The sequence below is a fragment of the Bradyrhizobium sp. UFLA06-06 genome (assembly GCF_054820065.1).
Map to the genome: position 1 here is coordinate 26,386 of NZ_JADFUD010000032.1, position 26,994 is coordinate 53,379.

At 65.4% G+C, this 26,994-nt stretch carries 26 protein-coding genes and 1 pseudogene; 22 read left to right on the top strand and 5 right to left on the bottom strand.

Annotation, left to right across the window (positions count from 1 at the left end):
• Positions 1-3: 3 nt before the first annotated feature.
• Positions 4-879 carry a MurR/RpiR family transcriptional regulator gene (locus tag IF803_RS25300; protein WP_028339573.1) on the bottom strand — a complete coding sequence of 292 codons (876 nt, stop codon included), beginning with the start codon at positions 877-879 and terminating at the stop codon, positions 4-6.
• 154 nt (positions 880-1,033) lie between these two features.
• Between IF803_RS25300 and IF803_RS25305 the strand changes: the two genes are divergently transcribed.
• The 18 genes and pseudogenes from IF803_RS25305 (at position 1,034) to hemC (ending at position 19,526) form a co-directional block, all read left to right on the top strand.
• Complete coding sequence (locus IF803_RS25305) at positions 1,034-2,221, top strand: amino acid ABC transporter permease (RefSeq protein WP_461193881.1); 1,188 nt, start codon at positions 1,034-1,036, stop codon at positions 2,219-2,221.
• A 1-nt stretch (position 2,222) separates the two neighbouring features.
• Positions 2,223-3,344 (top strand): amino acid ABC transporter permease, encoded by a 1,122-nt coding sequence (locus IF803_RS25310; RefSeq protein ID WP_461193882.1) that lies wholly within the window; start codon positions 2,223-2,225, stop codon positions 3,342-3,344.
• A gap of 250 nt (positions 3,345-3,594) precedes the next feature.
• Positions 3,595-4,521 carry a hypothetical protein gene (locus tag IF803_RS25315; RefSeq protein WP_304499032.1) on the top strand — a complete coding sequence of 309 codons (927 nt, stop codon included), beginning with the start codon at positions 3,595-3,597 and terminating at the stop codon, positions 4,519-4,521.
• A 17-nt stretch (positions 4,522-4,538) separates the two neighbouring features.
• Positions 4,539-4,921 (top strand): annotated as a pseudogene (locus IF803_RS25320) (amino acid ABC transporter permease); the annotation flags it as partial.
• Between the two features lie 198 nt (positions 4,922-5,119).
• Positions 5,120-5,764 (top strand): hypothetical protein, encoded by a 645-nt coding sequence (locus tag IF803_RS25325; RefSeq protein WP_461193883.1) that lies wholly within the window; start codon positions 5,120-5,122, stop codon positions 5,762-5,764.
• A 198-nt stretch (positions 5,765-5,962) separates the two neighbouring features.
• Positions 5,963-6,757 (top strand): FadR/GntR family transcriptional regulator, encoded by a 795-nt coding sequence (locus IF803_RS25330; RefSeq protein ID WP_461193884.1) that lies wholly within the window; start codon positions 5,963-5,965, stop codon positions 6,755-6,757.
• 43 nt (positions 6,758-6,800) lie between these two features.
• A complete protein-coding gene (locus IF803_RS25335; protein ID WP_461193885.1) occupies positions 6,801-8,219 on the top strand; it encodes an amidase family protein in 1,419 nt (472 codons plus the stop codon).
• Positions 8,220-8,243: 24 nt separating this feature from the next.
• Positions 8,244-9,689 (top strand): amidase family protein, encoded by a 1,446-nt coding sequence (locus IF803_RS25340; protein ID WP_461193886.1) that lies wholly within the window; start codon positions 8,244-8,246, stop codon positions 9,687-9,689.
• 231 nt (positions 9,690-9,920) lie between these two features.
• A complete protein-coding gene (locus IF803_RS25345) occupies positions 9,921-11,141 on the top strand; it encodes an ABC transporter substrate-binding protein (protein WP_461193887.1) in 1,221 nt (406 codons plus the stop codon).
• Between the two features lie 243 nt (positions 11,142-11,384).
• The gene (locus tag IF803_RS25350) at positions 11,385-11,810 is read left to right on the top strand and encodes a GFA family protein (RefSeq protein WP_038386545.1); all 426 of its coding nucleotides are present in this window, start codon (positions 11,385-11,387) and stop codon (positions 11,808-11,810) included.
• 254 nt (positions 11,811-12,064) lie between these two features.
• Positions 12,065-12,817 carry a 2-amino-5-chloromuconate deaminase CnbZ gene (gene cnbZ, locus IF803_RS25355; RefSeq protein ID WP_461193889.1) on the top strand — a complete coding sequence of 251 codons (753 nt, stop codon included), beginning with the start codon at positions 12,065-12,067 and terminating at the stop codon, positions 12,815-12,817.
• A 124-nt stretch (positions 12,818-12,941) separates the two neighbouring features.
• Complete coding sequence (locus tag IF803_RS25360) at positions 12,942-14,534, top strand: flavin monoamine oxidase family protein (protein WP_461193890.1); 1,593 nt, start codon at positions 12,942-12,944, stop codon at positions 14,532-14,534.
• The gene (locus IF803_RS25365) at positions 14,531-14,941 is read left to right on the top strand and encodes a c-type cytochrome (RefSeq protein WP_461193891.1); all 411 of its coding nucleotides are present in this window, start codon (positions 14,531-14,533) and stop codon (positions 14,939-14,941) included. The genes IF803_RS25360 and IF803_RS25365 overlap by 4 nt, the downstream gene beginning before the upstream one ends.
• Before the next feature lie 22 nt (positions 14,942-14,963).
• Positions 14,964-15,464, top strand: a complete 501-nt coding sequence (locus IF803_RS25370) for a RidA family protein (protein WP_461193892.1) — start codon at positions 14,964-14,966, stop codon at positions 15,462-15,464.
• A gap of 129 nt (positions 15,465-15,593) precedes the next feature.
• Entirely contained in the window at positions 15,594-17,012 is a 1,419-nt protein-coding gene (locus IF803_RS25375) for a M20/M25/M40 family metallo-hydrolase (protein WP_461193893.1), read from the top strand.
• Positions 17,012-17,830 (top strand): aspartate dehydrogenase, encoded by an 819-nt coding sequence (locus tag IF803_RS25380; RefSeq protein ID WP_461193933.1) that lies wholly within the window; start codon positions 17,012-17,014, stop codon positions 17,828-17,830. Before IF803_RS25375 ends, IF803_RS25380 begins: the two co-directional genes overlap by 1 nt.
• The gene (gene pncA / locus IF803_RS25385; protein WP_461193894.1) at positions 17,830-18,450 is read left to right on the top strand and encodes a bifunctional nicotinamidase/pyrazinamidase; all 621 of its coding nucleotides are present in this window, start codon (positions 17,830-17,832) and stop codon (positions 18,448-18,450) included. Before IF803_RS25380 ends, pncA begins: the two co-directional genes overlap by 1 nt.
• Before the next feature lie 65 nt (positions 18,451-18,515).
• Complete coding sequence (hemC, locus tag IF803_RS25390) at positions 18,516-19,526, top strand: hydroxymethylbilane synthase (RefSeq protein WP_461193896.1); 1,011 nt, start codon at positions 18,516-18,518, stop codon at positions 19,524-19,526.
• A gap of 171 nt (positions 19,527-19,697) precedes the next feature.
• Here the strand turns inward: hemC and IF803_RS25395 are convergent, their stop codons facing one another.
• The 3 genes from IF803_RS25395 to IF803_RS25405 are packed head-to-tail and all read right to left on the bottom strand — an operon-like array spanning position 19,698 to position 22,240.
• On the bottom strand, positions 19,698-20,396 hold the full coding sequence (locus tag IF803_RS25395; protein WP_461193897.1) for a DUF1045 domain-containing protein: 699 nt from the start codon (positions 20,394-20,396) through the stop codon (positions 19,698-19,700).
• A 9-nt stretch (positions 20,397-20,405) separates the two neighbouring features.
• On the bottom strand, positions 20,406-21,578 hold the full coding sequence (locus IF803_RS25400) for an alpha-D-ribose 1-methylphosphonate 5-triphosphate diphosphatase (RefSeq protein WP_461193898.1): 1,173 nt from the start codon (positions 21,576-21,578) through the stop codon (positions 20,406-20,408).
• Complete coding sequence (locus IF803_RS25405) at positions 21,575-22,240, bottom strand: LbetaH domain-containing protein (protein WP_461193900.1); 666 nt, start codon at positions 22,238-22,240, stop codon at positions 21,575-21,577. Before IF803_RS25405 ends, IF803_RS25400 begins: the two co-directional genes overlap by 4 nt.
• Positions 22,241-22,450: 210 nt before the next feature.
• Here IF803_RS25405 and phnC point away from each other — a divergent pair, with 210 nt between their 5' ends.
• The 4 genes from phnC (at position 22,451) to phnE (IF803_RS25425) (ending at position 26,090) form a co-directional block, all read left to right on the top strand.
• Complete coding sequence (phnC, locus tag IF803_RS25410; protein WP_461193901.1) at positions 22,451-23,266, top strand: phosphonate ABC transporter ATP-binding protein; 816 nt, start codon at positions 22,451-22,453, stop codon at positions 23,264-23,266.
• 79 nt (positions 23,267-23,345) lie between these two features.
• The gene (gene phnD / locus IF803_RS25415; RefSeq protein ID WP_028334544.1) at positions 23,346-24,278 is read left to right on the top strand and encodes a phosphonate ABC transporter substrate-binding protein; all 933 of its coding nucleotides are present in this window, start codon (positions 23,346-23,348) and stop codon (positions 24,276-24,278) included.
• Between the two features lie 82 nt (positions 24,279-24,360).
• Positions 24,361-25,245 carry a phosphonate ABC transporter, permease protein PhnE gene (gene phnE / locus IF803_RS25420; RefSeq protein ID WP_461193902.1) on the top strand — a complete coding sequence of 295 codons (885 nt, stop codon included), beginning with the start codon at positions 24,361-24,363 and terminating at the stop codon, positions 25,243-25,245.
• Entirely contained in the window at positions 25,242-26,090 is an 849-nt protein-coding gene (gene phnE, locus IF803_RS25425) for a phosphonate ABC transporter, permease protein PhnE (protein ID WP_461193903.1), read from the top strand. Before phnE (IF803_RS25420) ends, phnE (IF803_RS25425) begins: the two co-directional genes overlap by 4 nt.
• Before the next feature lie 166 nt (positions 26,091-26,256).
• Here the strand turns inward: phnE (IF803_RS25425) and phnF are convergent, their stop codons facing one another.
• Entirely contained in the window at positions 26,257-26,982 is a 726-nt protein-coding gene (gene phnF / locus IF803_RS25430) for a phosphonate metabolism transcriptional regulator PhnF (protein WP_461193904.1), read from the bottom strand.
• Positions 26,983-26,994: the final 12 nt, after the last annotated feature.

Genomic DNA, 26,994 nt, shown 5'->3' on the forward strand with positions numbered 1-26,994 from the left:
CAGTCATCCTTTCTCGACAAAGTATTGCGACATCTCGGCAAGCCGGCCCTCGGTCTCCTCCAGCTTGCGCTTTGCCCCGGCGCCGCCCAGCGTGAAGGCGACGGCCGCAAGCGACTGGGCGACTGCGATCGCGCCGGTCAGGCTCGGGAAGAAGCCGGGGGAGGAGGCGGCCTCGAACAGCAGCAGATGATCGGCGCCTTCGGCCATCGGAGCTGTGATGGTGTCGGCGATCGCAATCAGCGCGGCGCGCGCCTGATGCGCCGCGCGCGCCGTCTCGACGCTGACCAGGGTGTAGGGCGCAAAGCCGATCACGACCACGGCATCGCCTGAGCGGAAGGCGCCGTGGTCGAGATCGAACGGGCCGGAGCCGCCGACCAATTGCACGGCATCGGGGCGGAACAGGCGAAGCTGATAGGTCAAGAGTTCCGCGACGCTGCGGCAGCTGCGAAACCCCGATATCCAGATCCGGTCAGCCGAGTGCAGCGCACGGGCGGCTTCCGCGATCGCGCTCGCTGAAATCCGCGCAAGGCCCGCGGCCTCGGCCTCCAGTTTGTCGTGCACCAGTTTGACATCGGCATTCGGCCCGGCACGGCGGCTTCTGGCGCGGCCGGAGAACGGCGAGCCCTGTGCCGGCCGGCGCGCCTCGGTGAGTGCGGCGCGCAATTCGTCCCAGCCGGAATAGCCGAGTGCCTTGGCAAGACGGGTGAATGAGGCAGGATCGGCGCCGGCGACGGAGGCGAGCTCGCGCATCGAGCGGGTGGTGGCGTCGTAGTCATTGGCGGCGACGAACCGGCCGACCTCCTGCAAGCGCATCGGCAGCGACGGCAGTGCGCTGCACAATTCGTTCAGGGGCGATGGTTTCGGCTGGGCCTGGGCCATGAAACATATGTTGCACAAATATTAATTTGGTGCAACATATGACGCGCGCAGGATTTGAGGTTGACGCGTTTTCTTCACGCGAACCGGTATCCGCTTCGCTCGAAAACGCTCTTGCGCATGGCAGAAGATCGCTTCTCACTGGGGTCCTTGTGCTGTGACGACATCGACGCCGAAACGCCCTCCCGCCCGGCCCTGGCGGCTTTCGCTCAGCGATCCCCGCGTCGCGGGCCTGTTCTGGCAGATCCTGGTGGTCGCCATCGCGGTCGCCGTCGTCGCCTGGCTGTGGTCGAACGCGGTCCATAACCTCTCGGTGCGCCGCATCTCGACCGGCTTTGCCTTCCTCGGCCGCGAAGCCGGCATGCCGATCGCCGACAGCTGGATCGACTACACGCCGAAGAACACTTATCTGCGCGCCTTCATCGTCGGCGTCGTCAACACGCTGCGCGTCGCGGTCATCGGCATCGTGCTGGCGACCGTGATCGGCACGCTGGTCGGTATCGCGCGGCTGTCGTCGAACTGGCTGCTGGCGCGGCTCGCCGCCGTCTATGTCGAGGTGCTGCGCGACCTGCCGCTGCTGCTGCAGCTGTTGTTCTGGTACGTGCTGATGCAGGGCCTGCCGGCGGCGCGCCAGGCGTGGAAGCCGGTCGACGGGGTCTATCTGTCCAACCGCGGCCTGGTGCTGCCGTCGGTGCCGCTGCATGAGGCCAATGGCTGGACGCTCGTCGCGCTGGCCGCCGGCGTGATCGTCTTCCTCATCGTCAGGCGCCGCCTGATCGCGCAGCAGATGCTCGATGGCAAGGCGCGGCCGGCATGGCCCTACGCGCTCGGCCTCATCATCGCGCTGCCGGCGCTGGTGTCGTGGCTTCTGGGCGCGAGCTGGAGCGTCATGCTGCCCGAACTGCGCGGCTTCAATTTCGTCGGCGGGCTGACCCTGGCGCCGGAATATTTCGCGCTGCTGATCGCGCTCGTCACGTATACTTCGGCGTTCATCGCAGAGATCGTGCGCAGCGGCATCCAGGCGGTGCCGCGCGGCCAGTCGGACGCCGCCAAGGCGCTCGGGCTGAAGCGCAGCTTCGTGCTGCAGCACATCGTGCTGCCGCAGGCGCTGCGCGTCATCATCCCGCCGATGACCAGCCAGTACCTGAACCTGACCAAGAATTCCTCGCTCGCGGTCGCGGTCGGCTACCAGGACATCGTCTCGATCGCCAACACCACGCTGAATCAGACCGGGCAGGCGATCGAGTCGATCGCGCTGATTATGATGGTGTTCCTCACCATCAGCCTCGGCATCAGCCTGTTCATGAACTGGTACAACGCGCGGATCGCGCTGGTGGAGCGCTGACATGAGCTCGGTCGCACATCTCCCGCAGGATCCGCTGCCGATCGGCCGGCGCCGCGTGCAGCGCACGCTCGGCGGCCAGATCGTGGCCTGGCTGCGCGCCAACCTGTTCGCGTCCGTGACGTCGAGCATCATGACGCTGCTGTTGCTGTTCGTGCTCGCCAAGGCGTGCATCGGCCTCTGGCAATGGGGCATCGCCAACGCGATCTGGATCGTCTCCGGCAACGACACCGGCGCCTGCCGCGCGCTGCGCGGCGTCGGCGCCTGCTGGGCGGTGATCCCCGAGAAGTACCGCTTCATCCTGTTCGGCACCTATCCGTTCAGCGAACAGTGGCGGCCGGCGCTCGCGGTCGTGATCTTCATCGCGCTGTTCGTGGTCTCGAGCCGCCGCAGCTTCTGGCGCAAGGAGCTGTTCCTGCTGTGGGCCGCTTCCTTGATCGCGATCGGGTGCCTGATGTGGGGCGGCTTTCTCGGCATGTCCTTTGTCACGCAGGACCGCTGGGGCGGGCTGCCGGTGACGCTGATCCTTGCGACTTTCGGGCTTGCGTTCGGCTTCCCGCTCGGAATCCTGGTCGCGCTCGGCCGCCGCTCGAAATTGCCGGCGATCCGCTCGCTCTGCGTGCTCTATGTCGAACTGATCCGCGGCGTGCCGCTGATCAGCCTGTTGTTCATGGCGAGCGTCATGTTCCCGCTGTTCATGCCGGACGGCGTCAACATCGACAAATTGCTGCGCGCCCAGATCGCCTTCATCCTCTATGCCGGCGCCTACCTTGCGGAAGTGGTGCGCGGCGGCCTCCAGGCGGTGCCGCGCGGACAATATGAGGCCGCCGACGCGCTCGGGCTGTCCTACTGGGAGAAGAACGCGCTGATCGTGCTGCCGCAGGCGATCCGCCACGTCATCCCGCCGCTGGTCAACACCTTCATCGCCTTCTTCAAGGACACCAGCCTGGTCCTGATCATCGGCATCTTCGATCTCTTGACCACCGCCAAGACCGCGATCGTCGATCCGGCCTGGCAGGCCTTCAGCGTCGAGGTCTATGTGTTCGTCGGCGTGATCTACTTCGCGTTCTGCTTTGCGATGTCGCGCTACAGCCGCGGCCTCGAGGCGCAGCGCGCGCACGGCTGAGGCGGTGATCACGTTCGAGCGCGAAGCCTCGACCTCTATGCGTTTGTCTGGGTCGCATCGCATTTTCCTTCGTCGCATGGGACGTTTTGGAGCCTGCCGTGATGGATCGATCCGCTTTGCGCGGAACCTGAGATGCCCCATCTGGACAAGCTTGAGAAAGTGGAAAACATCTCCGTGAGCGCGTGAACCCCGGCAGCGGCAACTTGCACTCATGTGATGCGATCACGCCGCATATGAGGAGATCGATGCCATGGCGCCCCCGAAACGCTCGCCTCACCCGATCGAGCGACCGCCAAAGGGCATGCCCGTCCCACGCAATTGGGGATTGATGCAAGGCGGCATTCCCTACCGGCCGCACGGCCCCGTCCGACCGGGAGATACCCGGCCTCAGGAAGACTGGTACACCGTCGCCGAGAAGTTCAGTGTCGGAGTCAAGGAGCTGATCTATTTCAACTTCATGACCGACGACCCCGATGTCGTGAACTGGTACCTCAGCCACTATGTGGGATGCGTCAAAGTCAGCCCCAGCGGCAACAACTGGATGTTCAGCAATTCGGCCAATCCCGGCATCATCTACATCCCGCCCGTCGATCGTGATCCGATCGATTTCGAGGCCGAGGATATCTGTGTCTGGACTCCAAATGATGCCAAGACGTTTCTGATGCGCCTGCTCGCGCTTGCGCAGGGCATGAAGGGCTACAAGGGGCAGCGTATCAAAAAGCTCGTGCAAGTGATCCTGAACGCTGGATATCCGGCGTGCCTGGACCTCTGGTACTACAACGATATGGTCATATCGGTGTATGTCGACATCAAGGAAGGCAACGCCAAGCGCCGCGAGATGATCAAGGCGACGCGCGGCGCGTTTCCGTTCAGTGGAGAGTCGGGTGTCTACGGGCAGCAGGGCAGCGAAGAGCGCCATCGCGGCATGTGGCAAATCCATCCGGTCAGAAGCCTGTTCACCGAATCTTGCGGCGCTTTCAATGCTCAGGCCATGAAGGACCGCTTGGAAAGCATCGACGAGGAAATGTACAGGGGCTGGCACGAGCTCGATATGGTATCCGCCAAGTCGAGCCAGGGCGGCGGCAGTGCCTTCGGAGAAATGGTCTGGGACTTTATCAACCATGTGAGGCTGTTGTCGGAAGACGAGAAGCACCTTTACTGGGCGTTTTCACAATAGCGGCCCATCGCTCGCCTGCCGTAACCTTCCATGCCGGCGCCTATCTCGCCGAAGTCGTGCGCGGCGGTCTGCAGGCGGTGCCGCGCGGACGATATGAGGCCGCCGACGCGCTCGGGCTGTCCTGCTGGGAGAAGAACGCGCTGATCGTGCTGCCGCAAGCGATCCGCCACGTCATCCCGCCGCTGGTCAACACCTTCATCGCTTCTTCAAGGACACCAGCCTGGTCCTGATCATCGGCATCTTCGATCTCTTGACCACCGCCAAGACCGCGATCGTCGATCCGGCCTGGCAGGCCTTCAGCGTCGAAGTCTATGTGTTCGTCGGCGTGATCTACTTCGTGTTCTGCTTTGCGATGTCGCGCTACAGCCGCGGCCTCGAGGCGCAGCGCGCGCACGGCTGAGCGATCCGGATTCTCCGTCGCTTGCCCTCACATGCCGCATCACGGTGCCGGCCTGTTCGCATCCGCAGCCGTCTGCCTTGATTTTTGGAGCGGCCTGTTCTGGCTTTAACGATGCGGCAACCAAGACTTGGCCGATGGTTGGCGCAAAGGCGCGGCTGGCACAGAGTGCACTAGGCGATGTTCCGCCCGTAACTTATCTTGAGCGCCATTGGATTCGCGAGCGCGCGCGATGACAGTATCATTGTTCGCGCGGGCATCGTTCGAGCTGCCGTTGATTTGTTGATTTGGTGTGTGCCTGACAGGGCTTTACTTTTTGATTTTTGCCGTACGCCAATGGCCGAAGACAACGCCGTCTATCCGGAAAGCACCCGAAGCCAGGTCCACGATGCCCTGCAAGGCTTTTCGACCGATGAGCTTCGCCAACTCCTGGCGGAGATCGAGCAATTCCTGAGTGTTGAAGCTGTGCCTCGCCGACCGAGACTGCGACTGGCCGGAGGCACATACGTGAACGAGTATACCGCGCGCGCAAACATCGACCACTATCTGGATCTGCTGAAGCGCCCGGACGTTCCAACCAACACGAGATCGATGCTCAACAAGCGGTTGCTTGAGGAAGAAGACAAGCTCGGCCGCCGACGCGAGCAACTGGAGTTTGCCGAAAGCAGGGCCGCAGCCTGCCGGGATCGCGCAGATCGCCAGCGGCGTCTGGCGGAATCGTTTGCCCCCGGTTCGGCTGACCGGGAGCAGGCCGAAAGGCTGCTGGTCAATTTCGAGGCGCTTGCGCAGTTCGTGGAGGGCTTCTGTCGCCAGATGCGCCACACCGTGAACCATAGTCCGCTTTGAGCGCGACGCCGCCTCGGCTCCGCGGGCTCCTCATCGTCTTCACCATCTCCCGCATCCGGTCGGCGCTTTGACCGCGTAGGCGCTACGCCCCCGGGACCGCCGACAGGCGGCCCGGGTATCCCATCATGGCGGGTCGCGGCATCACGAGAACACCGACATGGCTTGCAAAGTGATCGCGATCCTATTTATGATCATAAAATGGATAAATCGGCTCTCCCGTCCCTCGACCCTTCGCGCCGCGCCTCGATCAAGCGCAAGCGCTCGGACGCCGTCGCCGACCTGATCCGCAGCCACATCTTCCAGGCCGGCTTGCAGCCGAGCGACCGGCTGCCGCAGGAGGGGGAGCTGATCGAGATGTTCGGCTGCAGCCGCTCGACCATCCGCGAGGCGCTCAAATCTTTGGAAGTGCAGGGGCTGGTGCAGAACACCACCGGCCCCGGCGGCGGCGCGCGGGTGGCGCCGGTCTCGATCAACCGGATCGTCGGCCTGCTCAGCAACTATTTCTACTTCCAGTCGACCAGCACCGCGCAGATCTACCAGATCCGCCGGCTGATCGAGCCGGAGCTCGCCTTCAGCGTGGTCGGACACCTCACGGCGGAGCATTTCGCCGCACTGGAAAAGGCGATCGCGGTCCAGGAGCATCATCCCGACGGCGATGCCGATTGGGAACATCATCGCCACGCCGAGATCGATTTCCACGACATCCTGATCGAGGCCTGTCCCAACCCGCTGCTCGGCCTGATGTGCCGGTTCGTCAACGAGGCGATCAGGCATCTGATCGGCAAGCTCGGCGTACAGGAATTCGCATCCAGCTTCACCTGCGAGAATATCGAGTTTCACAAGCGTCTGCTGGCCGCGTTCCGCTCCGGCAATGCCGCGCGCGCCCGGCGCGTGATGCTCGATCATGTGCTGAGCGCCGAGGCGGTGGTCGTTCCCGCGGAAGACCGGCGCATCGATCTGCCCGTCTTTCACCAGCCGTTGCGGCTCGATTAACCGCATCGGCCGAGTGCTGCATCACGCCTTGGAGAAAACGACAATGGACACGCGGCGCGAGAATGAGTTGTGGAGCTGGTCGGCGGTCGATCTGGCCCGTGCGATCGCGACGCGCGCGATTTCCAGCCGGGAAGCCGTGCAATCCAGTTTCGATCGCATCGCCGAGGTCAATCCGGCCTTGAACGCCATTGTCGCCGTCCTCGCCGACGAGGCGCTGGCCGCCGCGGACGCGGCGGACGTCGCCGTGAAGTCAGGCGCGGAGCTCGGCGTGCTGCACGGCGTTCCGGTCACCATCAAGGTCAATGTCGACCAGCGCGGCTGCGCCACCACCAACGGGGTCGTTGCCTTCCGCGATGTGATCGCCACCGAGGACAGCCCTGTGGTCGCGAATCTTCGCAAGGCGGGCGCCGTCATTGTCGGGCGCACCAACACGCCGGCCTTTTCGCACCGCTGGTTCACCAACAACGATCTGCACGGCGCGACCTACAATCCGTGGAGCCGTCGGCTGACGCCGGGCGGCTCCAGCGGTGGCGCCGCATCGGCCGTTGCTTCCGGAATGGGCGCGATCGCGCACGGCAATGATTTCGGCGGCTCGATCCGCTATCCGGCTTACGCCTGCGGCGTCGCCGGCCTGCGTCCGACGCCGGGGCGGATCCCCGCGTTCAATCCGTCGGCAACCAGCGACCGTCCGATCACCGCGCAGATGATGTCGGTGCAGGGGCCGCTTGCCCGCTCGGTCGCCGACCTGCGCATCGGCCTCGCCGCCATGGCCCAGGCGGACGCGCGCGACGGCACCTGGCTGCCGGTGCCGCTGCAAGGTGCGCCGCTCAAGCGTCCGATCGGCGTTGCGATCGCAGCGGCGCCGTTCGGCGACGAGGCGGGCGAGGTGAGCGCGGCGGTGCGCGCCGCCGGGCGCTGGCTCGCGGAGGCCGGCTTTGCCGTGGAGGAGACCGTGCCGCCGCTGCTCGCGGAGGCCGCCGATCTCTGGCATCGCCTCGTCATCAATGAGGAGCGGCGCGTGCTGGCGCCGATGATCCGCAAGTTCGGCGACGATCGGAGCCGCTACAATCTCGAGTGCCATATCGCCTACGCGCCCGAGCTCGAGGGCGATCAGGTGCTCGCCTGTTTCGAGCAGCGGCTGGCGATGGTGCGGGCCTGGCAGCTGTTCCAGGAGCGCTGTCCCGTCATCATCCTGCCGGTCTCGGCGCAACTGCCGTTCCGTTTCGATCAGGATCAGGAAGACGCGAACGTCGTGCGCGCGCTGCTCGATGCGCAGCGGCCGCTGCTTGCGGTGCCCGCGCTCGGCTTTCCGTCGGTCGTCGTGCCGACCGGAACCGCCGGCGGCGCGCCGGTCGGCGTGCAGGTGATCGCCGGCCGCTTCCGGGAGGACGTCTGTCTCGCAGTCGCCGAGCTGATCGAGGCGCGTGCATCAAAGCTGACGCCGATCGACCCGCGAGATTGAACCAACAACAAAGCACTGAACATCATGGGAGAACATCACGTGACGAACGCACCGATCTGGCAATGGTCTGCCGTCGACACAGCCGCGGCGATCCGAAACAACCAAGTGACGTCGGAGGAGGTGGTCCGCGCCCATCTCGACCGCATGCAGGAAGCCAATCCGGCGCTCAACGCCGTCGTGGTCGATCTCGGCGCGTCAGCGATGCGGGCCGCCAAGGCCGCGGACGAGGCGCTGGCCGCGAGCAAGCGCGGAGGCGGCGCCGTCGGGCCGCTGCACGGCGTGCCGGTCACGATCAAGATCAATATCGACGTCGAGGGCCAGGCCAATTCGAACGGCGTGGTGGCATTCAAGGACAATATCGCGCCGGGCGACTCGCCGGTGACGGCCAATCTCAAGAAGGCCGGCGCCGTCATCATCGGCCTCACCAACACGCCGGAGTTCTCGCTGCGCGGCTTCACCGACAACCCGCTGCACGGCCTGACGCGCAATCCCTGGAATGCCGACGTGACCTGTGGCGGCTCCTCGGGCGGCGCCGGCGCGTCGATCGCCGCCGGCATCGGCACCATCGCGCACGGCAACGACATCGGCGGCTCGCTGCGCTGGCCGGCGCATTGCAACGGCATCGCCACCATCAAGCCGACCCAGGGCCGCATTCCCGCGTTCAATCCCAGCGCCACGGCGGAGCGGCCGCTGATGGCGCAGTTCATGTCGTCGCAAGGGCCGCTGGCGCGCCACGTCGCCGACGTGCGCCTCGGCCTCGAGGTGATGGCGCAACGCGACCCGCGCGATCCCTGGTATGTGCCGGCGCCGCTGACGGGGCCGAAGCCGGCTGGGCCGATCAAGGTCGCGCTCGCAAAGATCCCCGAGGACATGGCGACCGATCGCGGCGTCATTGCGCTCCAGCGCAAGGCGGCGGATCATCTCGCCGATGCCGGCTATGCGGTCAGCGAGGTCGAGGTCCCCGACCTCAACAAGGTCTGGCAGCTCTGGTGCGACCTGATCATGACCGAGGTTCGCGTCCTGCAGCAGGACCAGATGCTGGCGACCACCAGCGCCGACTTCCAGAAGACATTCCGCGGCTTCATCGCGCTGGCCAATCAGCTCGATCAGGCCGGCTACATGAAGGCGATCGCCGAGCGCTCGCGCCACATCAGGAACTGGATGACCTTCCTCGAGCAGTATCCGCTGGTGCTGATGCCGACCACGGTGCGCAAGACGCCGGAGGTCAATGCCGATCTCGGCGGCGATCAGCGCGTCAAGGATTTGTTCTGGAACGATTTGCGCTTCATTTCGTCGATGAACGTGCTGGGGCTGCCGGCGGCCGTGGTACCGGTCGGCCTCGATGAGGGATTGCCGGTCGGCGTCCAGATCGTCGGCTCGCGCTATCGCGAGGACCTGTGTCTCGACGCCGCCGAGGCGATCGAACGCAAGGCCGGCATTCTGGCACGACAATTGTGGCAGCGGCGCTGAGCGATCTCGGCGCCACGACGCATTATCCATTCGTATGATTCAGCGCACGCCGCGGCGAAATCTCGTCGCGGCGTTCGCACGATCGGCCTCGCACGTGTCGACGCAATGGCTGTGTTCCTTCTCCCGGAATTTCTGAACGGAATCGCAGGGCGCCATGCCGGCGACGGGGTTGTCGGCGATCCCCGATTGCTTCAGGAGATCGTCCGAAACGTCGAAACCCCTGGGAACGAAATGTCCATCACGAAACGCTCGCATGTCTTCGTCACAGTTGCCGCGGTGTGTCTCTCATTTGCGGCCGGCGCTGCCCGAGCGGAGGATGGCGTGCTGCGGGTCGGCATCATCACCGACATGAGCGGGCAATATTCCGACGGCAATGGCCCGGGATCGGTGATCGCGGCGCAAATGGCGGCGGAGGAAATCGGCGGCACGGTCGCCGGCCGCAAGATCGAGATCATTTCGGCCGATCACCAGAACAAGCCTGACGTGGCGACCGGCATCGTGCGCAACTGGATCGACAACAAGGGTGTCGACGTGGTCGCCGAAGGCGTCAATTCCGCGGTGGCGCTCGCGATCCAGACGGTGACGCGCGAACGCAAGAAGCTGTTCCTGATTTCGGGCTCCGGTTCGTCTGATCTCACCGGCAAGCAATGCTCGCCGACCAGCGTGCAGTGGACCTATGACACCTATGCCTCCTCGAATGCGACGGCGAAGGCCGTGGTTGCCCGCGGTGGCACGCCCTGGTTTTTCCTCACGGCGGATTATGCGTTCGGCCAGGCGCTGGAGCGCGATGCGAGCAAGGCCGTGACATCGGCCGGCGGCAAGGTGCTCGGCGCGGTCCGCCACCCCTTCGACACCGCCGATTTCTCGTCCTTCCTGCTGCAGGCCCAGTCCTCCGGCGCCAAGATCCTGGCGCTTGCCAATGCCGGTTCCGACTTCCGCAACGCGGTGTCGCAGGCCGACGAGTTCAACATCCGCGCCAGCATGCAGGTCGTCGCACTGCAGGTGACACTCACCGACGTGCCCGCGCTTGGCCTCGCGCATGCGCACGATCTGCTGTTCACCGATTCCTTCTATTGGGATCGCACGCCAGAGACGCGCGTCTTCGCCCAGGAGTTCTTCAAGCGTCATGGCGCGATGCCAACCGCCTACCAGGCCGGCGTCAACTCGGCGCTCCGGCACTATTTCAAGGCGGTCGCCGCCACCAACTCGGTCGATTCGGAAACCGTGATCGGGCAGATGCGCAAGACCCCGGTCAATGATTTCTTTGCCCAGAATGGCCTCGTGCGCGAGGACGGCCGGATGGTGCATGACATGTATCTGATGCGCATCAAGAAGCCGGAAGAGTCCAAGAGCAAGTGGGATCTCTACGAGTATCTCGCGACGGTGCCGGGCGACCAGGCCTTCCGTCCGCTCGATGAAGGCGGCTGCCCCTACGTCGCCAAATCGCACTAGTGCCGTCAGAAATTTGCATCGGACCCTCGCGTGAGTTTTTCTGCCATCATGCGCGAGTTTTGATCGGTTGTCCGGCGCCGATCCTGACGATACGTTCGGATTGAGATCAGTCTCAGTCGGCAGATGATGCTCCTGCGCAGTTCGCTCGGAACTGCGGCGTGCGGCGCGTTGAGCTCGCTGAGACCTTCTCGTCCGCCCTGCAAGGCCGGGCGCAGGAGCGATCTGGACAGGAGACGCAGCAACATGACGGGCGACACGGGTGTTCGGGCCGGCCAGTGCCATTGCGGCGCGGTGCGTTTCGAGGTGACGCTCAGCGACGGCTTCAATTCGATCCGCCGCTGCACCTGCTCTTACTGCCGGATGCGGGGTGCCGTCGTTGCCATGGCGGAGATGGGCGGGATCAAGGTCCTGCACGGCGAGGATGCGTTAACGAGCTACCGCTTCCATACCGGATCGGTGCAGCACTTCTTCTGTTCGCGCTGCGGAATCTACACCCATCATCAACGACGATCCAACCAGAACCTGTATGCCGTCAATGTGGCCTGCCTGGACGGCGTAAGCCCATTCGATTTCCCCGAGGTGCCTGTGATGGACGGCGTCAATCATACGAACGACACCGGCAAGCCGACGCGCCGGGCAGGCACACTCCGCTTCATCCCCGCCGACTAACGATCGCTGTCGGCCGACGACCGCCCGGCTCGTCGCGGGACGACGGTGAGATCGTGCAACAAGTTCAGTGTCGTCCCTGCGAAAGCAGGGACCCATAACCACCGATGCTGATTATTGCGCGTCGCTGGAACAGCGAGTCCTCTTAACAACAGCCGCCGCGGAGCATGGGTCCCTGCTTTCGCAGGGACGACAGCTGTGGTGAAATCAAGCGGGACGTCATCGCGGCGGCCCCATCACCGTGTTCACGAGGCACCATGACCAACACCATCGAGGCTTCCGACGGCGGCTACCGCTTCATGCCCGGCGTCAGTCAGTATTCCTGCGGCATCGGTGCGCTGCCCGGCTTTGCCATCGAGCGCGTCAGGTTCTCTGAACCGGTGCCGCTGGGCGCGGGTTTTGCAAGGATCGCGGATATCATCGGGGCCTCAGGCCGTCCGCTGACAGCATTCGGCGCCTGCGAGCTGCGCTCCCCGGCGCCGTTCACCGAGGACGGCTTCAGGGCCTTCAACGAGATCTACATCAAGACGCTGGTGGCCTGGGGCGTGATGCGGGACAGCGTCAATCCGGTGGCGCGCAGCAATGTCTGTCCGAAGCTCGATCCGCCGGGCGAGCCGAGCTTCCACGCCTTCTGCTACACGGTGCCGGCCGCCAAGGACGCACCAACCAGCTTTGTCGTCGCCGGCAGCGGCGAGTCGGTCGAGGGCAAGGCCAATTATCGCGATCATACAGTCGCCCTCGGCGACACCAGCCCGGCCGGCCTCCTGGCGAAGGCGAAATTCGTGGCCGACGAGATGGAACGCCGGATGAGCGCGTTCGGCGGCCGTTGGCAGGACACCACCGCGGTGCAGCTCTACACCGTGCACGACGCCTATCCGGTGCTGGAAAGCGAGCTCGGCCGCCGCGGCGTGCTTCGCAACGGCCTGACCTGGCATTTCGACCGGCCGCCGGTGGTTGGCCTCGACTTCGAAATGGATTGCCGGCGCGTGCATCGCGAGCGCGTGGTGTGATGTGTCGGTCGCGTGATGCATCAAAAGCGCGTGTGGGTGCATGTGGAAGCGTGTGCCCTTTCTTGACACGGATCGCGTCAACCGTTTCCCTTCGCCATCGACGTCAGCGGCTGGGTGAGCGCGGGTGCAGAACGAATCTGTGATCAGGCGGCGGGATCTGCTGGCGCTGATTGGCACCATTGCCGGCAGTTCGGCGATGTATCACGCGATGACGAGCCTCGGCTTCGCGTCGGAATCCGCCTACAAGGGGCCGCTGAAGCTCGCAGGCGACGTGAAGGGCGCCTCGGTGCTGATTCTCGGCGCGGGGCTTGCCGGGATGACGGCGGCGCTGGAGCTGCGCAAGGCCGGCTACAAGGTGCAGATCCTCGAATTCAACAACCGCGCCGGCGGCCGCAACTGGTCGATCCGCGGCGGCGACAGTTTTGTCGAGCTCGGCGGCTTCAGGCAGACCAGCCAGTTCGAGCAGGGGCTCTATCTCAATCCCGGCCCTTGGCGGATTCCCTATCATCACCGTGCGCTGCTCGACTACTGCCGCCGGCTCAATGTGACGCTGGAACCCTTCATCCAGCTCAACCACAACGCCTATCTGCACGCGACGCGTGCATTCGGCGGCAAGCCGCAGCGCTTTCGCAGCATCAAGGCGGATTTCCAGGGCGGGGTCTCGGAGCTGCTCGCAAAGATCACCCAGCAGGGCCGGCTCGACGAGACCGTCGGCAAGGAAGATCAGGAGATCCTGCTGCAGTCGCTGCGCGACTGGGGCGCGCTGGATCGCGACTACAAGTACAATGCCAACCTCGTGTCGGCCGAGTTCCGCGGTTATGCGCGCGATCCCGGCGGCGGCTTGATGGGAGATCCGCTGCCCAGCGACCCGATCCCGCTGCAGGAGCTGCTGCGGTCGCGGATGTGGCGCTATCTGCAGACCTTCGCGCGCTACGATTTCCAGACCACCATGTTCCAGCCGGTCGGCGGCATGGACATGATCGGCAAGGCGTTCGCGCGCGAGGTCGGCGATCTCATCCGCTATGGCGCCAAGGTGACGCAGATCCAGCAGAACGGCTCCGGCGTCACCGTCAGCTATGTCGACACCGCCAGTCCATCCACGGTGCAGCAGGCCACCGCCGACTGGTGCATCTGCACCATCCCGTTGCCGATCCTGAGCCAGTTGCCGGTCGATGTCAGCGCGCCGATGAAGAGTGCGATCGACTCCGTGCCCTATGCCGCCTCGGTGAAGATCGGCCTGCAGTTCAAGCGGCGGTTCTGGGAGGAGGATGACGCGATCTATGGCGGCATCAGCTACACCGACCTGCCGATCCGGCAGATCGCCTACCCGAACTATGGCTTCAACCGCGGCGGCCGCGGCATTCTGCTCGGCGCCTACATGTATGGCGGTGCCAATTCCTTCGAGTTCACCGCGATGACGCCGGCCGAGCGGGTCGCCAGCGCGGTCGAGTTCGGCGCCGCAATCCATCCGCAGTACAGAAACGAATTCGAGAACGGCGTCGCGGTGGCCTGGCATCGCGTGCCGTTCACGCTCGGCTGCGCCGGCGAATGGACCGAGGCAGCCCGCGCGCAGCATTACCGCAACCTCTGCCAGATCGACGGCCGTATCGTGCTGGCGGGCGAGCACGCCTCGCAGCTGCCGGCCTGGCAGGAGGGCGCGATCCTGTCCGCGCTCGACGTCATCTCCCGGCTGCACGAACGCGTGGTGAAGACATGATGATGCGGACTGCAACATCCGTCATCGCTGCACTGGCGCTGCTGTCGGCGACGGCAGCCCTTGGGCAGGACAGTGGCGCGGGCAAGCGCACCTTCTCTTCGGGCTACCGCTTCGTCGAGATGACCGGCGAGGAGCTGTTCGCCAATGTGTGCCAGGGCTGCCACATGCCGGATGCGACGGGCGCGAGCGGGGCGGGCACTTATCCGTCGCTGGCCGGCAACAAGAATCTCGAGGCCGGCAGCTATCCGGTCTTCCTGGTCATCAATGGCCGCCGCGGCATGCCGGCGTTCGGCGACATGATGACCGATGGTCAGATCGCCGCCGTTGTGAATTATCTGCGGACGCACTTCAGCAACAACTATGAGGACGCGGTGACGACCAAGGATGTCCAGGACGCCCGCCGCTGACAAACTGCTCGGGGAGAGTTTGATGAAATTCATCGGTATCGCACTGGGCGCCGCGCTGTCCGCGGTTGCGACTGCCGCCTGCGCTGACGTGGTCAGGCATCCGATTCCCAACTCGACATTCCCGATCGCGCAGGCCGTGACCGTCACCGGCAACACCACGACCGTCTATGTCAGCGGCCAGGTGCCGCCGGCGATCAACAAGGACGCCGACCCGTCGAGCCCGCAGGCCTATGGCGATACCAGGACGCAGACCGTCGGCGTGCTCAACCGCATCAAGGCCATTCTGGAAGGCCAGGGCCTTGGCATGGGCGACGTCGTCAAGATGCAGGTGTTCCTGGTGCACAGCGCGTCGGCGCCGATGGACTTCAAGGCCTTCATGGAGGGCTACACCCAGTTCTTCGGCGGCAGCCAGCCGAACCTGCCGGCGCGCTCGGTGGTCGGCGTCGCCGCCCTCGCCAATCCCGGATTCCTGGTCGAGATCGAGGTGATCGCGGCCAAGGACACCAACAAGGATTCGAAATAAGGACTGCAAATAGCGTGCGCGAAACTGCGGAGCATGCGCGCGGAAATTGAAGGGCTCGCCGTCTTGCCAAAGCGCGTGTCGCCTGTCTGAATTCGCTCCAATCAGGTGGCGGAATTCTGGGAGAGTACGATGTCGCACAAGGCCCGAAACACGATTCGATCGCTGCGGCTCGCGGCGGCGTTTGGACCGGCGCTGCTCGCAACCGGCGCCGCGGCGCAGGGGCTGACCGAGCAGCAGCAATTCGCCCGCGGCATCTACCAGGAGCTGGTCGAGATCAACACGACCACCGCGACCGGGGATACCCAGAAGGCGGCAGAGGCGATGGGCGCGCGGCTCCGCGCGGCGGGTTTCCCCGAGGCCGACGTGCACGTGTTCTCGCCGGCGCCGCACAAGGGCAATCTGGTGGCGCGGCTGCATGGCTCCGGCGCGCGCAAGCCGATCCTCCTGGTCGCCCATATCGACGTCGTCCCCGCCAACCGCGAGGACTGGTCGGTCGATCCGTTCAAGCTCACCGAGCAGGACGGCTATTTCTACGGACGTGGTTCCAGCGACGACAAATACATGGCGTCCGCCTTCATCACCAATCTGATCCGCTACAGGAAGGAGGGCTACAAGCCCGATCGCGACATCATCGTGGCGCTCGAGACCGACGAGGAAATCCTCGATGCCAACGGTCTCGGCATGCAGTGGCTGATCAAGAACCACCGCGACCTGATCGATGCCGAGTTCGCGCTCAATGAAGGCGGCGGCGTCGGTCTCAAGAACGGCAAGGCGATCCGCAACAGCGTGCAGACCAGCGAGAAGGTCTCGATCGGCTACCAGCTCACGGTGAAGGATCGCGGCGGCCACTCGTCGCTGCCGCGCAAGGACAATGCGATCTATCACCTCGCCGAAGGCCTCGTGCGGCTCTCCAATTACAGCTTCCCGATGAACCTCAACGAGACCACGCGGATCTATTTCACCAAGACCGCCGAGGTCGACACGTCGCATGCCGACGACATCAGGGCGATCCTGGCGCCGCAGCCCGATCCGGCGGCGCTGGCGCGATTGTCGGAGAATCCGGGTTATAATGCGCAGCTCCGCACCACCTGTGTCGCGACCATGCTGGAGGGCGGTCACGCCATCAACGCGCTGCCGCAGCTGGCGACCGCCAAGGTGAACTGCCGGATCCTGCCGGGCGAGCCGGTCGAGGGCGTGCAGGCGACGATCGAGCGCGTGCTCGCCGACAAGGAGATCGCGGTGGCTCCGACCGGCAAGGCTGTGCTGAGCCCGCCGTCGCCCCTGAACGAGGAGATCATGGGTTCGATCGAGAAGCTGTCGAAGGAGTTCTGGCCGGATGCGTCGATCGTTCCGGTCATGAGCACCGGCGCAACCGACGGCAGCTATCTGCGTAACGCGGGCATTCCGACCTATGGTCATTCCGGGCTGGCCGCCGATGTCGACGACAACCGCAACCATGGCAAGGACGAGCGCGTGCTCGTCAAGTCGTTCTACGAGGGCGAGGAGTATCTCTATCGCCTGGTCAAGATGCTCGCCGGCGGGAAATGATGGCTGACAGCAAGGCAAAGACACGGGTTGCGGTCGCCGGCCTCGGCGCGATCGGCACCGACGTCGTCAAGGCGCTCGACCAGGGCATCGAGGGCCTGACGCTGGTCGCGGTGTCGGCGAACAGCCCGGACAAGCACCGCGGCTGGGTGGCGGAGCTCAAGTCGGCGCCGAAGCTGGTGCCGATCGAGCAACTGGCCGAGGTCGCCGACATCGTGGTCGAGTGCGCGCCGAGCAGGGTGGTCCGTTCGATCGTGGCGCCGGTGGTCGAGCGCGGCAAGACCGCTGTCGTGCTCAGCGTCGGCGCGCTGCTGCAGAACGAGGACCTCGTCGATCTTGCGAGAGCCCATGGCGGCCAGATCATCGTGCCGACCGGCGCGCTGATCGGGCTCGATGCCGTGACCGCCGCGGCGATCGGGACCATTCATTCGGCGAAGCTGGTGACGCGCAAGCCGGTTGCGGGCCTCGTCGGCGCGCCGCACCTCGTCGAGAACAACATCCAGATTGAAGGCATCACCGAGCCGCTGCGCATCTTCGAGGGCAGTGCGCGCGACGCCGCAAAGGGCTTTCCGGCCAACCTCAACGTCGCGGTGGCGCTGTCGCTGGCCGGCATCGGCCCCGACCGCACAAGGGTCGAGATCTGGGCGGATCCGACCGTGACCCGCAACACCCACCGGATCGAGGTCGATTCCGATTCCGCCCAGTTCTCGATGATGATCGAGAACATTCCCTCGGAGAACCCGAAGACCGGCCGCATCACCGCGCTGTCGGTCATCGCCTGCCTGCGCAAGCTGCGCGCGTCATTGCGGATCGGCACCTGATGAAGATTGCGCCCGACGATCTGTTCCTGGTCATCGACGTGCAGAACGATTTCTGCCCCGGCGGTGCGCTGGCGGTCGCGGACGGCGATGCCGTGGTGCCGGTCGTCAACCGGCTTGCCAGCCGCTTCGACCATGTCGTGCTGACCCAGGACTGGCACCCGGCGGGCCACAGCTCGTTTGCGACCTCGCATCCGGGCGCGGCGCCGTTCTCCGAGATCGCCATGCCGTATGGGCCGCAGACGCTGTGGCCGGATCATTGCATCCAGGGCAGCGCGGGCGCGGCGTTTCATCCCGACCTTGCGACCGACCGGGCCGAGCTCGTGATCCGCAAGGGGTTCCGGGCTGCGATCGATTCCTATTCGGCGTTCTTCGAGAACGACCGCAAGACGCCGACCGGGCTCGCCGGCTATCTGCGCGAGCGCGGCCTCAGGCGCGTCGTGATGGCGGGGCTCGCCACGGACTATTGCGTGCAGTATTCGGCGCTCGATGCGCGCCGGCTCGGTTTCGAGACCATTGTCGTGCTGGCGGGCTGCCGCGCCATCGATCTCGGCGGCTCGCTTGCTGTCGCCAGCGCGGCGATGCGCGAGGCCGGGGTGGAGCTTGTTGAGGAGCTTGTCTGAGCGGGGCCAAAGAGGGGCAAAAACCGTTGTTTTGACTGGCTTTTTGTTCTAATCCCCAGCCGTTGATGATCACGCGCAGCGGAGCTTTCGTGTCGGGACAGGTTTTGCGGATTGGGACGCGCAAGAGCGCGATGGCGCTCGCGCAGACGGATGAGGTCGCGCGCCTGCTGCGCGCTTCGGCGCCGGACCTTGCCGTCGACATCGTCAAGTTCGAGACCCGCGGCGACCAGGACCAGACCAGCAAGCTGTTGCGCCATGGCGGCAAGGGCGGCGCCTTCGTTGCCGAGATCCGCGAAGCCATGCGCGCCGGCACCTTGCAGGCGGCGATGCATTCGCTGAAGGACGTGCCGGGCAACGAGGAGACGCCGGGTCTCGTCATCGCCGCGATGCTGGCGCGCGATGCCGCCAACGACAGCCTGGTGCTGCGGCCGGGCCTGTCGCTCGACACCCTCCGCGCCGCGCGCGGCAAGGGCTTCATGATCGGCACCAATGCAGTCCGCCGCGCCGCCTATCTGCGCCGGCTGTTTCCGGAAGCGACCGTGATCCATTATCGCGGCGCCGCCGATACGCGGGTGGCCAAGCTCGATCGCGGCGACAAGCAGCGGCTGCCCGGCGGCGGCGAGGTCGGGCCGGCGGATGCGCTGGTGATGGCGCGCTCGGGTCTGGAGCGCATCGGCATGACCGCGCGCATCGCGCATGATTTCTCGGTCGGCGAGATGCTGCCGGCCGTCGGCCAGGGCATTGTCGCGGTGGAATGCGTCGAGACCGACTGGGCGACGCGTGCGCGGCTGGCCGGAATCGACAACGCGCCGTCCCGGCTCGCTGCCGAGGCCGAGCGCGAGGTGCTGTGGGTGCTCAACGGTCATTGCAATTCGCCGATCGCCGGCCACGCCACGCTCGCGGGTAGCGAGATGACGCTGCGCGCCTCGGTGCTCGACGAGACCGGTGCCGGCTTCATCGAGGTGACGCGGCGCGGGCCTGCGGATCGTCCGCGCGAACTCGGCCGCGCCGTCGGCATGGAGCTGCTCGAGAAGGGCGCCGCCGAAATCATCGCCCGCACCCGGATCGACGAATAGCGATATCCATCCCACGTCGTCCCGGCGAAAGCCGGGACCCATAACCACGAATGTTGGTTGTGGGACGATGCTGGGACCGCAGCTCGCTTGAACAACTACCGACGGTGGTGATGGGTCCCGGCTCCCGTGCGCAATTGCGCACTAGGCCGGGACGACACCGGTGTGTGGGGCCTAATCCCGATCCGCCCGCAGCGGCCAGCTGCCGATGATGCGGAAGCACGATGCGCTGTCGGTCTGCTTGAACAGCGCGATGCGGTCGATTGCGAGCCGCGTGAGGTCGATCGCCGTGAACCGAGTGCGCAGCTGCGCCACGATAGGGCCGCGCCGCTCGTCGCTCAGCCGCCCCGTCAGCGTCATGTGGAAGCGGAACTCCTCCATGATGTAGGGATAGCCCCAGCGGTCGAGATAGTCGCACTGCCGCGCGGTGAGCCGTTCGGGCTTGCGCCGCGCGCGATCCGCGGCCGTCAACGGGGTACGGAACGCGTCGAATTCCGTGACGCAGTCGGCGGCAAGCTGCTGCAGATCATCCGAGCGGCCGGCCGGGATCACCGCGATGAAGCCGCTGATCGCGTCGATCACCGGTTCGATCACCGGAATGCGCCGCGCGCGGCCGGCGAAGGCGGCGCAGGCGTCGAGAAGCTCGGCCTCGCTCCGACCGTCCGCGAGCGCGGTGGGCGCTTTCAGCGTGGCGTGGAATCCATACTTGCGCGGATCTTCGGTGATCTCGCGCCAGTCCGGCGTGACGCCTTCGGGAAACGGCAGGTCATCGCCCGACACCGCATCGTAACCGAGCAGTGTCGAACCGAAGCGGTGCAGGACGCTGTCGGGTGACGGCGCATAATAGATCGCGTAGCGCGGAGTGCTGGCCATGGGACTGGGCTACGCCGCCGCAACCGCCTTGCGCGGCGCGCGCGAATGAACGAGGCAGCTCGCGTCCGCCAGATGCACCAGCCGTCCGGCTGAGATCACGGCGACGATGCGCGGCCGCAGCGGCACCTTGTCGTCGACGACGACGATGTCGGCACGGCGGCCCGCGGCGAGCACGCCGCGGTCGGCGAGCCCCGCCGCGCGCGCCGGTGCCGACGAGATCAGGTCCCAGGCTTTGGCGAGCGGCAGGATGCCGTCGGCGACGAGGCGGAACGCCGCGAGCAGCTGCGCCGGATAATAGTAGTCCGACGCCAGCACCGAGCAGAGGCCCTGTGCGATCATGTCGGATGCCTTGGTCCAGCCGGTATGGCTGCCGCCGCGCACCACATTGGGCGCGCCGAACACGATGAAGTCGCCCGCATCAGCGGCGTCGCGCGCGGTCTCCTCGTTGACGGGGAATTCGGCGATCGTGGCGCCCAGCGTGCGAAACTCCTGGCGCATCGCCGGGCTGTTGTCGTCGTGTGAGAGCATACGGATATCAGCCGCGCGCGCAGCGGCTGCCAGTCGCGCGATCGAGGCGGGCACCTCGGGGCGGCGCGCCACGACCCGGTCGAGCATGTCGTTGACGGCCTCGACGGAGAGCCCGGTGCGTTCGGCCAGCTGGTTGCGTTTCTTCGGCTTGACGTTGCTGTGGTCGTTGAAGGCGAACAGGTCGATGCGGCCTTCACTGAGCCATTGAATGATCTCGGCCTCGGCCTCGAGATTGTGGGTCTCGTGACGCAGGTGGAAGCGGGTGTCGGCGGCGAGCTGCGGCCGCAGCGCCTCGATCGCGTCGAGCAGCTTGCGCGCATTCTCCGCGCTGCGCAGGCCGGACTCCCACGACCAGGTCGTGCCATGGAACACGGTGGTGATGCCGTTGGCGATCGCCTGCCGGTCGCTGTCGATCAGCGCCACGTCGGTCGGGAAGTCGACGCTTGGGCGCGGCATCATCTGCCGCTCGAACGCATCGCCGTGCAGGTCGATGATGCCGGGCAGCACCAGCAGGCCAGTGGCATCGATGTGGAGCGCGGCGCGACCCTGCTCGGCGTCGAGCGCGCCGATGTCGCGGCCCGCGGTCCGCAGCGAGGTCTCGACCAAGGCGCCGTCAACCAGCGTGCGCCCGCCCTCGATGAAAATGTCCGTCACGATGCGGCGCTCCGTTGTTTGGCTTGTGATTGAGATACGGCCTCGGCCTCATGCTTGTCGAGGAATTCCTCGACCGCGAGTTTGCGAAAGTCGGGCAGGACACGGCGAAGTGTTTCGTGATCCCAGTCCCACCATGCGAGCGCGGCAAGACGGTCGGCGATCGTCTCGGAGAAACGCCGCTTCACCGGCAGCGCCGGATTACCGGCGACGATGGTGTAGGCGGGGACGTCCTTGGTCACGATCGCGCCGGCGGCGACGACAGCGCCGGTTCCGATGTTCCGTCCTGGTAACAGGATCGCACCATGCCCGATCCAGACGTCATGGCCGATATGCACATGATGCGCACGTCGCCAGTTGAAGAAGTCGGTGTCGTCGCTCTCTCCGGGAAAATACGCGCTGGCGCGATAGGTGAAATGTGCCTGCGTCGCGCGATGCATCGGGTGGTTGCCGGGGTTGATGCGGGTCATCGCCGCGATCGAGCAGAACTTGCCGATCGAGGTGTAGGTGATCTGGCTGTCGTTCACGACGTAGGAATAGTCATCCATGCTCACTTCAAGCAGGATCGTGCGCGCGCCGACCTCGGTATATTTGCCGAGCTTGCTCTCACGGACCGACGCAGTCGGGCCGACGGTCGGCACAACCGAGAGTGTTTTTCCGGCCATCAGGGCCTCCGCAAATGTTCAAGAATCTTGGGCTTCCGGGGATGTGTGCTCGTCATCGGGACGCTTGATGACAACATCATGACGTTGCGATGACGGCAAGGGAGCGACAAGGGAGGGGTGTGGACGATCGCCGCACCGCAGCGCTGTCGTCACATAACTGTAAAACGCCGGGGATAGCGATGGCCCAACGAGGCGCGGTTGGAGCATTACATGCTGGTGGTGGAAGGTTTGACGTGCCGGTTCGGCACGAAAGCCGCAGTCGACAACGCGTCCTTTTCGATCGCGCCGGGCAGCTTTGTCGGCGTGATCGGCCGCTCCGGTGCCGGCAAGTCGACGCTGCTGCGGATGATCAACCGTCTCGCCGATCCGACCTCCGGCCGTATCCTGTTCGAAGGCACCGACGTCACCGCGTTGCGAGGCACGGAACTGCGGCGGTGGCGCGCGCGCTCGGCGATGATCTTCCAGCAGTTCAATCTGGTCGGCCGCCTTGATGTGCTAACCAACGTGCTGATGGGCCGGCTGGCCCAGATTCCGTCATGGCGCTCGCTGGCGCAGGCCTGGCCGGAGCAGGACAGGGCGCTCGCGCTGTCGGCGCTCGAGCAATTCGACATCGCCCAGCTCGCGGCACAGCGCGCCGACCAGCTCTCCGGCGGCCAGCAGCAGCGTGTCGCGATCGCCCGCGCGCTGGTGCAGGAGCCCGACATCATTCTCGCCGACGAGCCGATCGCCTCGCTCGATCCGCGCAACACCAAGATCGTGATGGATGCGCTGCTGCGCATCAACAAGCATTTCGGCATCACTGTGCTTTGCAATCTGCACTCGCTCGACTTGGCACGGACCTATTGCGACCGCCTGGTCGGCATGGCCGCGGGTCGCGTGGTGTTCGATGGCGCCCCCGCGGCGCTCACCGACCATATCGCCCGCGAGCTCTACGATCTCGAGGCCAATGACGTCATCGGCGCGGCACCGCTGCCCGCGCCCGACGGTGCAACTGCGCCGGCACTCGGCACCGCAGCCGCGGCCTGAGCGTCGCGCACTTTTCAATCTGGGAGGCCGAGCATTTTGCCCGGCCAACAGGTGCAACTACGACAAAAGAGGGGTAGTCATGTTCACTCGTCGCATCATTCTGGCTGGCGCCGCCGCGCTGGCATTTGCCGGTTCGGCCTCTGCGCAGGACTGGAAGGCAAAATATCCGGAGCTGACCTTCGCGGTGGTGCCGGCCGAGAACGCCTCCGGCGTCACCGAGCGCTGGACGCCGTTCGTCGCGTACCTGTCGAAGGAGCTCGGCGTGAAGGTCACGCTGCGCATTGCCAACGACTACGCGGCCGTCATCGAAGGCCAGCGCGCCGGCAACATCCAGATCGCCAGCTACGGCTCGGCCTCGTTCTCTCGCGCGCGCTTGACCGGCGTCAAGACCGACGCGTTCGCCAACGATATGAACGCCGACGGTTCGACCGGCTATTACTCGGTGTTCTTCGTCAAGGCGTCGAGCCCGTACAAAACCGTCGAGGACCTGAAAGGCAAGAATCTCGGCCTGGTCGATCCCAACTCGACATCCGGCAACAACGTGCCGCGCTTCGAACTCAACAAGATGGGCATCGCGAACGCCGAGGGCTATTTCGGCAAGGTCGTATTCACCGGCAGCCACGAGAACGCCGTCCTGGCGCTGTCGCAGGGAACCGTTGATGTGGCCGCCAACCAGTGGACCAACGAGGACGATTCCACGCTCGCCCAGATGCTGACCAAGGGCATGCTGAAGAATGCCGACGGCTCGGCGATGAAGAAGGATGATTTCCGCATCATCCACAAGTCGGCGCTGATCATCAACGGCCCCTATGCGTACAACACCGATCTTCCGGAGGATCTGAAGGCTGCGATCGCAAAGGCCTTCTTCGACGCCCCGACCAAGGACAAGGCCGCCTTCGACCGTCTGTCCGACGGCCAGAAGAAGGGCTTCCATCCCGCCACCACCAAGGATTGGGACGGCACCATCGAGCTGATCAAGTTCGTCGACGGTTTGCGCAAGAAGGCGAGCTGATCGCACGCCTGAGTCACGAGGGCCGGGCGTATAGCCCGGCCCTTTCTCTCCACTCAACTCCGAACCGGACTGGCACGCGTCGATGGCGACCGCCGTATCCATTCTTCCAGCGCAGCAACTGGCGACGCTGGAGGACGCCTACCGCAAGTCCGTCGCACGCAAGCGGTTGAAGGCCGCGCTGGCAACGGCGGCATTCTGTGCGGTGTTGGTGATCGCGGCGTTCGGCGCGGAAGTGAACCTGCGCACGCTGTTCACCTATTTCGGCAATTTCGTCAGCTATTTCGATCGCATCCTGACGCTGGATTCCGGCGCGCGGGTCTGGACCGATCCCGCCGAATGGTTCTGGGGTTGGCATAAATGGCTGAAGATGCTCGGCGAGACGATCCTGATCAGCTATGTCGGCACGCTGACGGGTGCCGTGCTCGCCTTCGCGCTCAATTTCTTCGCGGCCCAGAATACGTCGCCGGGCCCGTGGGTACGTTTCACGATCCGCCGCCTGCTGGAATTCGCGCGCACCGTTCCCGGCATCGTGTTCGCGCTGATCTTCGTGATCGCGTTCGGCCTCGGGCCGATGGCCGGCGTACTGGCGATCGCGATCCACACCACCGGGGCGCTTGGCAAGTTGTTTGCCGAGATCGTCGAGAATGCCGACATGAAGCCGGTCGAGGGCATCCGCTCCACCGGCGCGAGCTGGCTGTCCTGCATGCGCTTTGCCGTGCTGCCGCAGGTCTCGGCCGGCTATGCCAGCTATGCGCTGCTGCGCTTCGAGATCAACGTCCGCGAGGCGTCGGTGATGGGCTTCGTCGGCGCCGGCGGCATCGGCCAGGAGCTCGTGGTCGCGATCCGCAAGTTCTACTATTCCGACGTCAGCGCCATCCTCATCACCATCATCATCACGGTCTTCATCATCGACATCTCGACCGGCTGGCTGCGCGGCCGCCTGTTCGGCAAGGAGACCCGCCGATGAGCCAGCTGCCGAAGCCGGATACGCGCGGGCTGCGCGCGAAATATCCCGACGCCTTCGACCGGCCCGCTTCGGCGCGGTTGGCGCTGCCGGCGATGATCGCGGCGGCGCTTGCGATCTTCGTGTTCGGCCTGGTCGATCTCGACTTTTCGCCGTCCAGGCTGATCGCGGGCCTCGGCCAGCTCGGCTGGATCACCATGCTGATGCTCCCGCCGAATCCGGGCTCGTCGTTTCCGCTCTACATGCAGGCGCTCGGCGAAACGCTGTCGATCGCGGTGCTCGGCACCACGCTTGCCGCGCTGCTGGCGCTGCCGGTCAGCCTGCTGGCGGCGCGCAACATCATCCCCTCGAACCTGATCCGCTTTCCGGTGCGCCGCTTCCTGGATTCGATCCGCGGCGTCGATACGCTGATCTGGGCGCTGGTCTGGATCAACGTCGTCGGTCTCGGCCCGTTCGCCGGCGTGCTCGCGATCATGGTGTCCGACTTCGGTGCGTTCGGAAAGCTGTTCTCGGAGGCGATCGAGGCGGCGGATCGCAAGCAGGTCGAGGGCATCCGCGCGTCCGGCGGCAACGCGCTGCATGAAATCCGCTTCGGCCTGCTGCCGCAGGTGCTGCCCGTGATCGCCGGGCAGGTGCTCTACTTCATCGAGTCGAACACGCGTTCGGCGACCATCATCGGCATCGTCGGCGCCGGCGGCATCGGCTTGCAGCTCGCCGAGCAGATCCGCGTGCTGGAATGGCAGAAGGTATCGTTCCTGATCCTGATGATCCTGATCGCGGTTGCCGCGATCGATTTCATCTCCAGCAAGCTGCGCTTTGCGATCATCGGGCAAAGGGCGGTGGTGTAGCTTCTTCTTCGCCTCTCCCCGCGCGCGGGGAGAGCCCGGAATTTTCGCGCAGCGCAAATTCCGGGTGAGGGGGACTCTCCGCCCACTCAAAGCTTTCGAAGTCGCGGAGACAGCCCCTCACCCCAACCCTCTCCCCGCAAGAGTGGGGCGAGGGAGCAGAAGTACGTCAACCGTTCTCGACCAGAAACTCGACGCGCTCGGCGGCGAAGCGCGAGCGCTTGGTCACCAGCGGCTGGTCCAGCATGTCGACGTCGGTGGCGTCGACCACCAGCACCGGCCGTCCCAGCGGCAGGTCGAGCCGCGCGGCGTCGGTCGCATCGACGATCGCCGCAGTGATTCGGGTCGAGGCGCGATGGTAGTCCTTGACGCCGTAATGTCCGAGCAGCTTGGTCATCGAGCGAACGCTGGCAAATACGCTGCCGGCATCGGGAAACCGTTCTGCCGACAGCCATGTGGTGGAAACGCAGATCGGCGTCCGGTCGGCGAGCCGCACCGCTTCGATCCGGATCAGTGGCGCACCGATCTTCAGGCCCAGCTCGCGGGCGATCTCGCGATTGGCAATGTCGTCGCCTGCCTCGATCAACTGGCCGCGCGGCTCGTGACCGCCGGCGCCGACGATCTCGGAAAATCGCGTGCGTGAGCGCAAGGGATAGGCGAGGCGCTGGGCTTCGACATAGGTGCCGCTGCCGCGCTCCGCGCGCACCAGGCCGCGCTCGGCCAATGCGGCGAGCGCCCGCCGCACGGTGTGGCGGTTGACCCGGTACGTCTCGGCGATCTCCATCTCGCCGGGCAGCTTTTCGCCGGCGGCAAAGCGGCCGTCAGCGATGCCGCGCTCGATGCCGTCGGCGACCTGCCGCCACAAGGCGACGCCGGAACTTTCCTGCATGCTCATGGCGCGGTGATA

What these genes read in the sequence shown, in the direction of transcription:
- IF803_RS25300 (WP_028339573.1), bottom strand. Translation starts at nt 879, where the DNA reads ATGGCCCAGGCCCAGCCGAAACCATCGCCCCTGAACGAATTGTGCAGC.
- IF803_RS25310 (WP_461193882.1), top strand. Translation starts at nt 2,223, where the DNA reads ATGAGCTCGGTCGCACATCTCCCGCAGGATCCGCTGCCGATCGGCCGG.
- IF803_RS25315 (WP_304499032.1), top strand. Translation starts at nt 3,595, where the DNA reads ATGGCGCCCCCGAAACGCTCGCCTCACCCGATCGAGCGACCGCCAAAG.
- IF803_RS25330 (WP_461193884.1), top strand. Translation starts at nt 5,963, where the DNA reads ATGGATAAATCGGCTCTCCCGTCCCTCGACCCTTCGCGCCGCGCCTCG.
- IF803_RS25335 (WP_461193885.1), top strand. Translation starts at nt 6,801, where the DNA reads ATGGACACGCGGCGCGAGAATGAGTTGTGGAGCTGGTCGGCGGTCGAT.
- IF803_RS25340 (WP_461193886.1), top strand. Translation starts at nt 8,244, where the DNA reads ATGGGAGAACATCACGTGACGAACGCACCGATCTGGCAATGGTCTGCC.
- IF803_RS25345 (WP_461193887.1), top strand. Translation starts at nt 9,921, where the DNA reads ATGTCCATCACGAAACGCTCGCATGTCTTCGTCACAGTTGCCGCGGTG.
- IF803_RS25350 (WP_038386545.1), top strand. Translation starts at nt 11,385, where the DNA reads ATGACGGGCGACACGGGTGTTCGGGCCGGCCAGTGCCATTGCGGCGCG.
- cnbZ (WP_461193889.1), top strand. Translation starts at nt 12,065, where the DNA reads ATGACCAACACCATCGAGGCTTCCGACGGCGGCTACCGCTTCATGCCC.
- IF803_RS25365 (WP_461193891.1), top strand. Translation starts at nt 14,531, where the DNA reads ATGATGATGCGGACTGCAACATCCGTCATCGCTGCACTGGCGCTGCTG.
- IF803_RS25370 (WP_461193892.1), top strand. Translation starts at nt 14,964, where the DNA reads ATGAAATTCATCGGTATCGCACTGGGCGCCGCGCTGTCCGCGGTTGCG.
- IF803_RS25375 (WP_461193893.1), top strand. Translation starts at nt 15,594, where the DNA reads ATGTCGCACAAGGCCCGAAACACGATTCGATCGCTGCGGCTCGCGGCG.
- IF803_RS25380 (WP_461193933.1), top strand. Translation starts at nt 17,012, where the DNA reads ATGGCTGACAGCAAGGCAAAGACACGGGTTGCGGTCGCCGGCCTCGGC.
- pncA (WP_461193894.1), top strand. Translation starts at nt 17,830, where the DNA reads ATGAAGATTGCGCCCGACGATCTGTTCCTGGTCATCGACGTGCAGAAC.
- hemC (WP_461193896.1), top strand. Translation starts at nt 18,516, where the DNA reads ATGATCACGCGCAGCGGAGCTTTCGTGTCGGGACAGGTTTTGCGGATT.
- IF803_RS25395 (WP_461193897.1), bottom strand. Translation starts at nt 20,396, where the DNA reads ATGGCCAGCACTCCGCGCTACGCGATCTATTATGCGCCGTCACCCGAC.
- IF803_RS25405 (WP_461193900.1), bottom strand. Translation starts at nt 22,240, where the DNA reads ATGGCCGGAAAAACACTCTCGGTTGTGCCGACCGTCGGCCCGACTGCG.
- phnC (WP_461193901.1), top strand. Translation starts at nt 22,451, where the DNA reads ATGCTGGTGGTGGAAGGTTTGACGTGCCGGTTCGGCACGAAAGCCGCA.
- phnD (WP_028334544.1), top strand. Translation starts at nt 23,346, where the DNA reads ATGTTCACTCGTCGCATCATTCTGGCTGGCGCCGCCGCGCTGGCATTT.
- phnE (WP_461193902.1), top strand. Translation starts at nt 24,361, where the DNA reads ATGGCGACCGCCGTATCCATTCTTCCAGCGCAGCAACTGGCGACGCTG.
- phnE (WP_461193903.1), top strand. Translation starts at nt 25,242, where the DNA reads ATGAGCCAGCTGCCGAAGCCGGATACGCGCGGGCTGCGCGCGAAATAT.
- phnF (WP_461193904.1), bottom strand. Translation starts at nt 26,982, where the DNA reads ATGAGCATGCAGGAAAGTTCCGGCGTCGCCTTGTGGCGGCAGGTCGCC.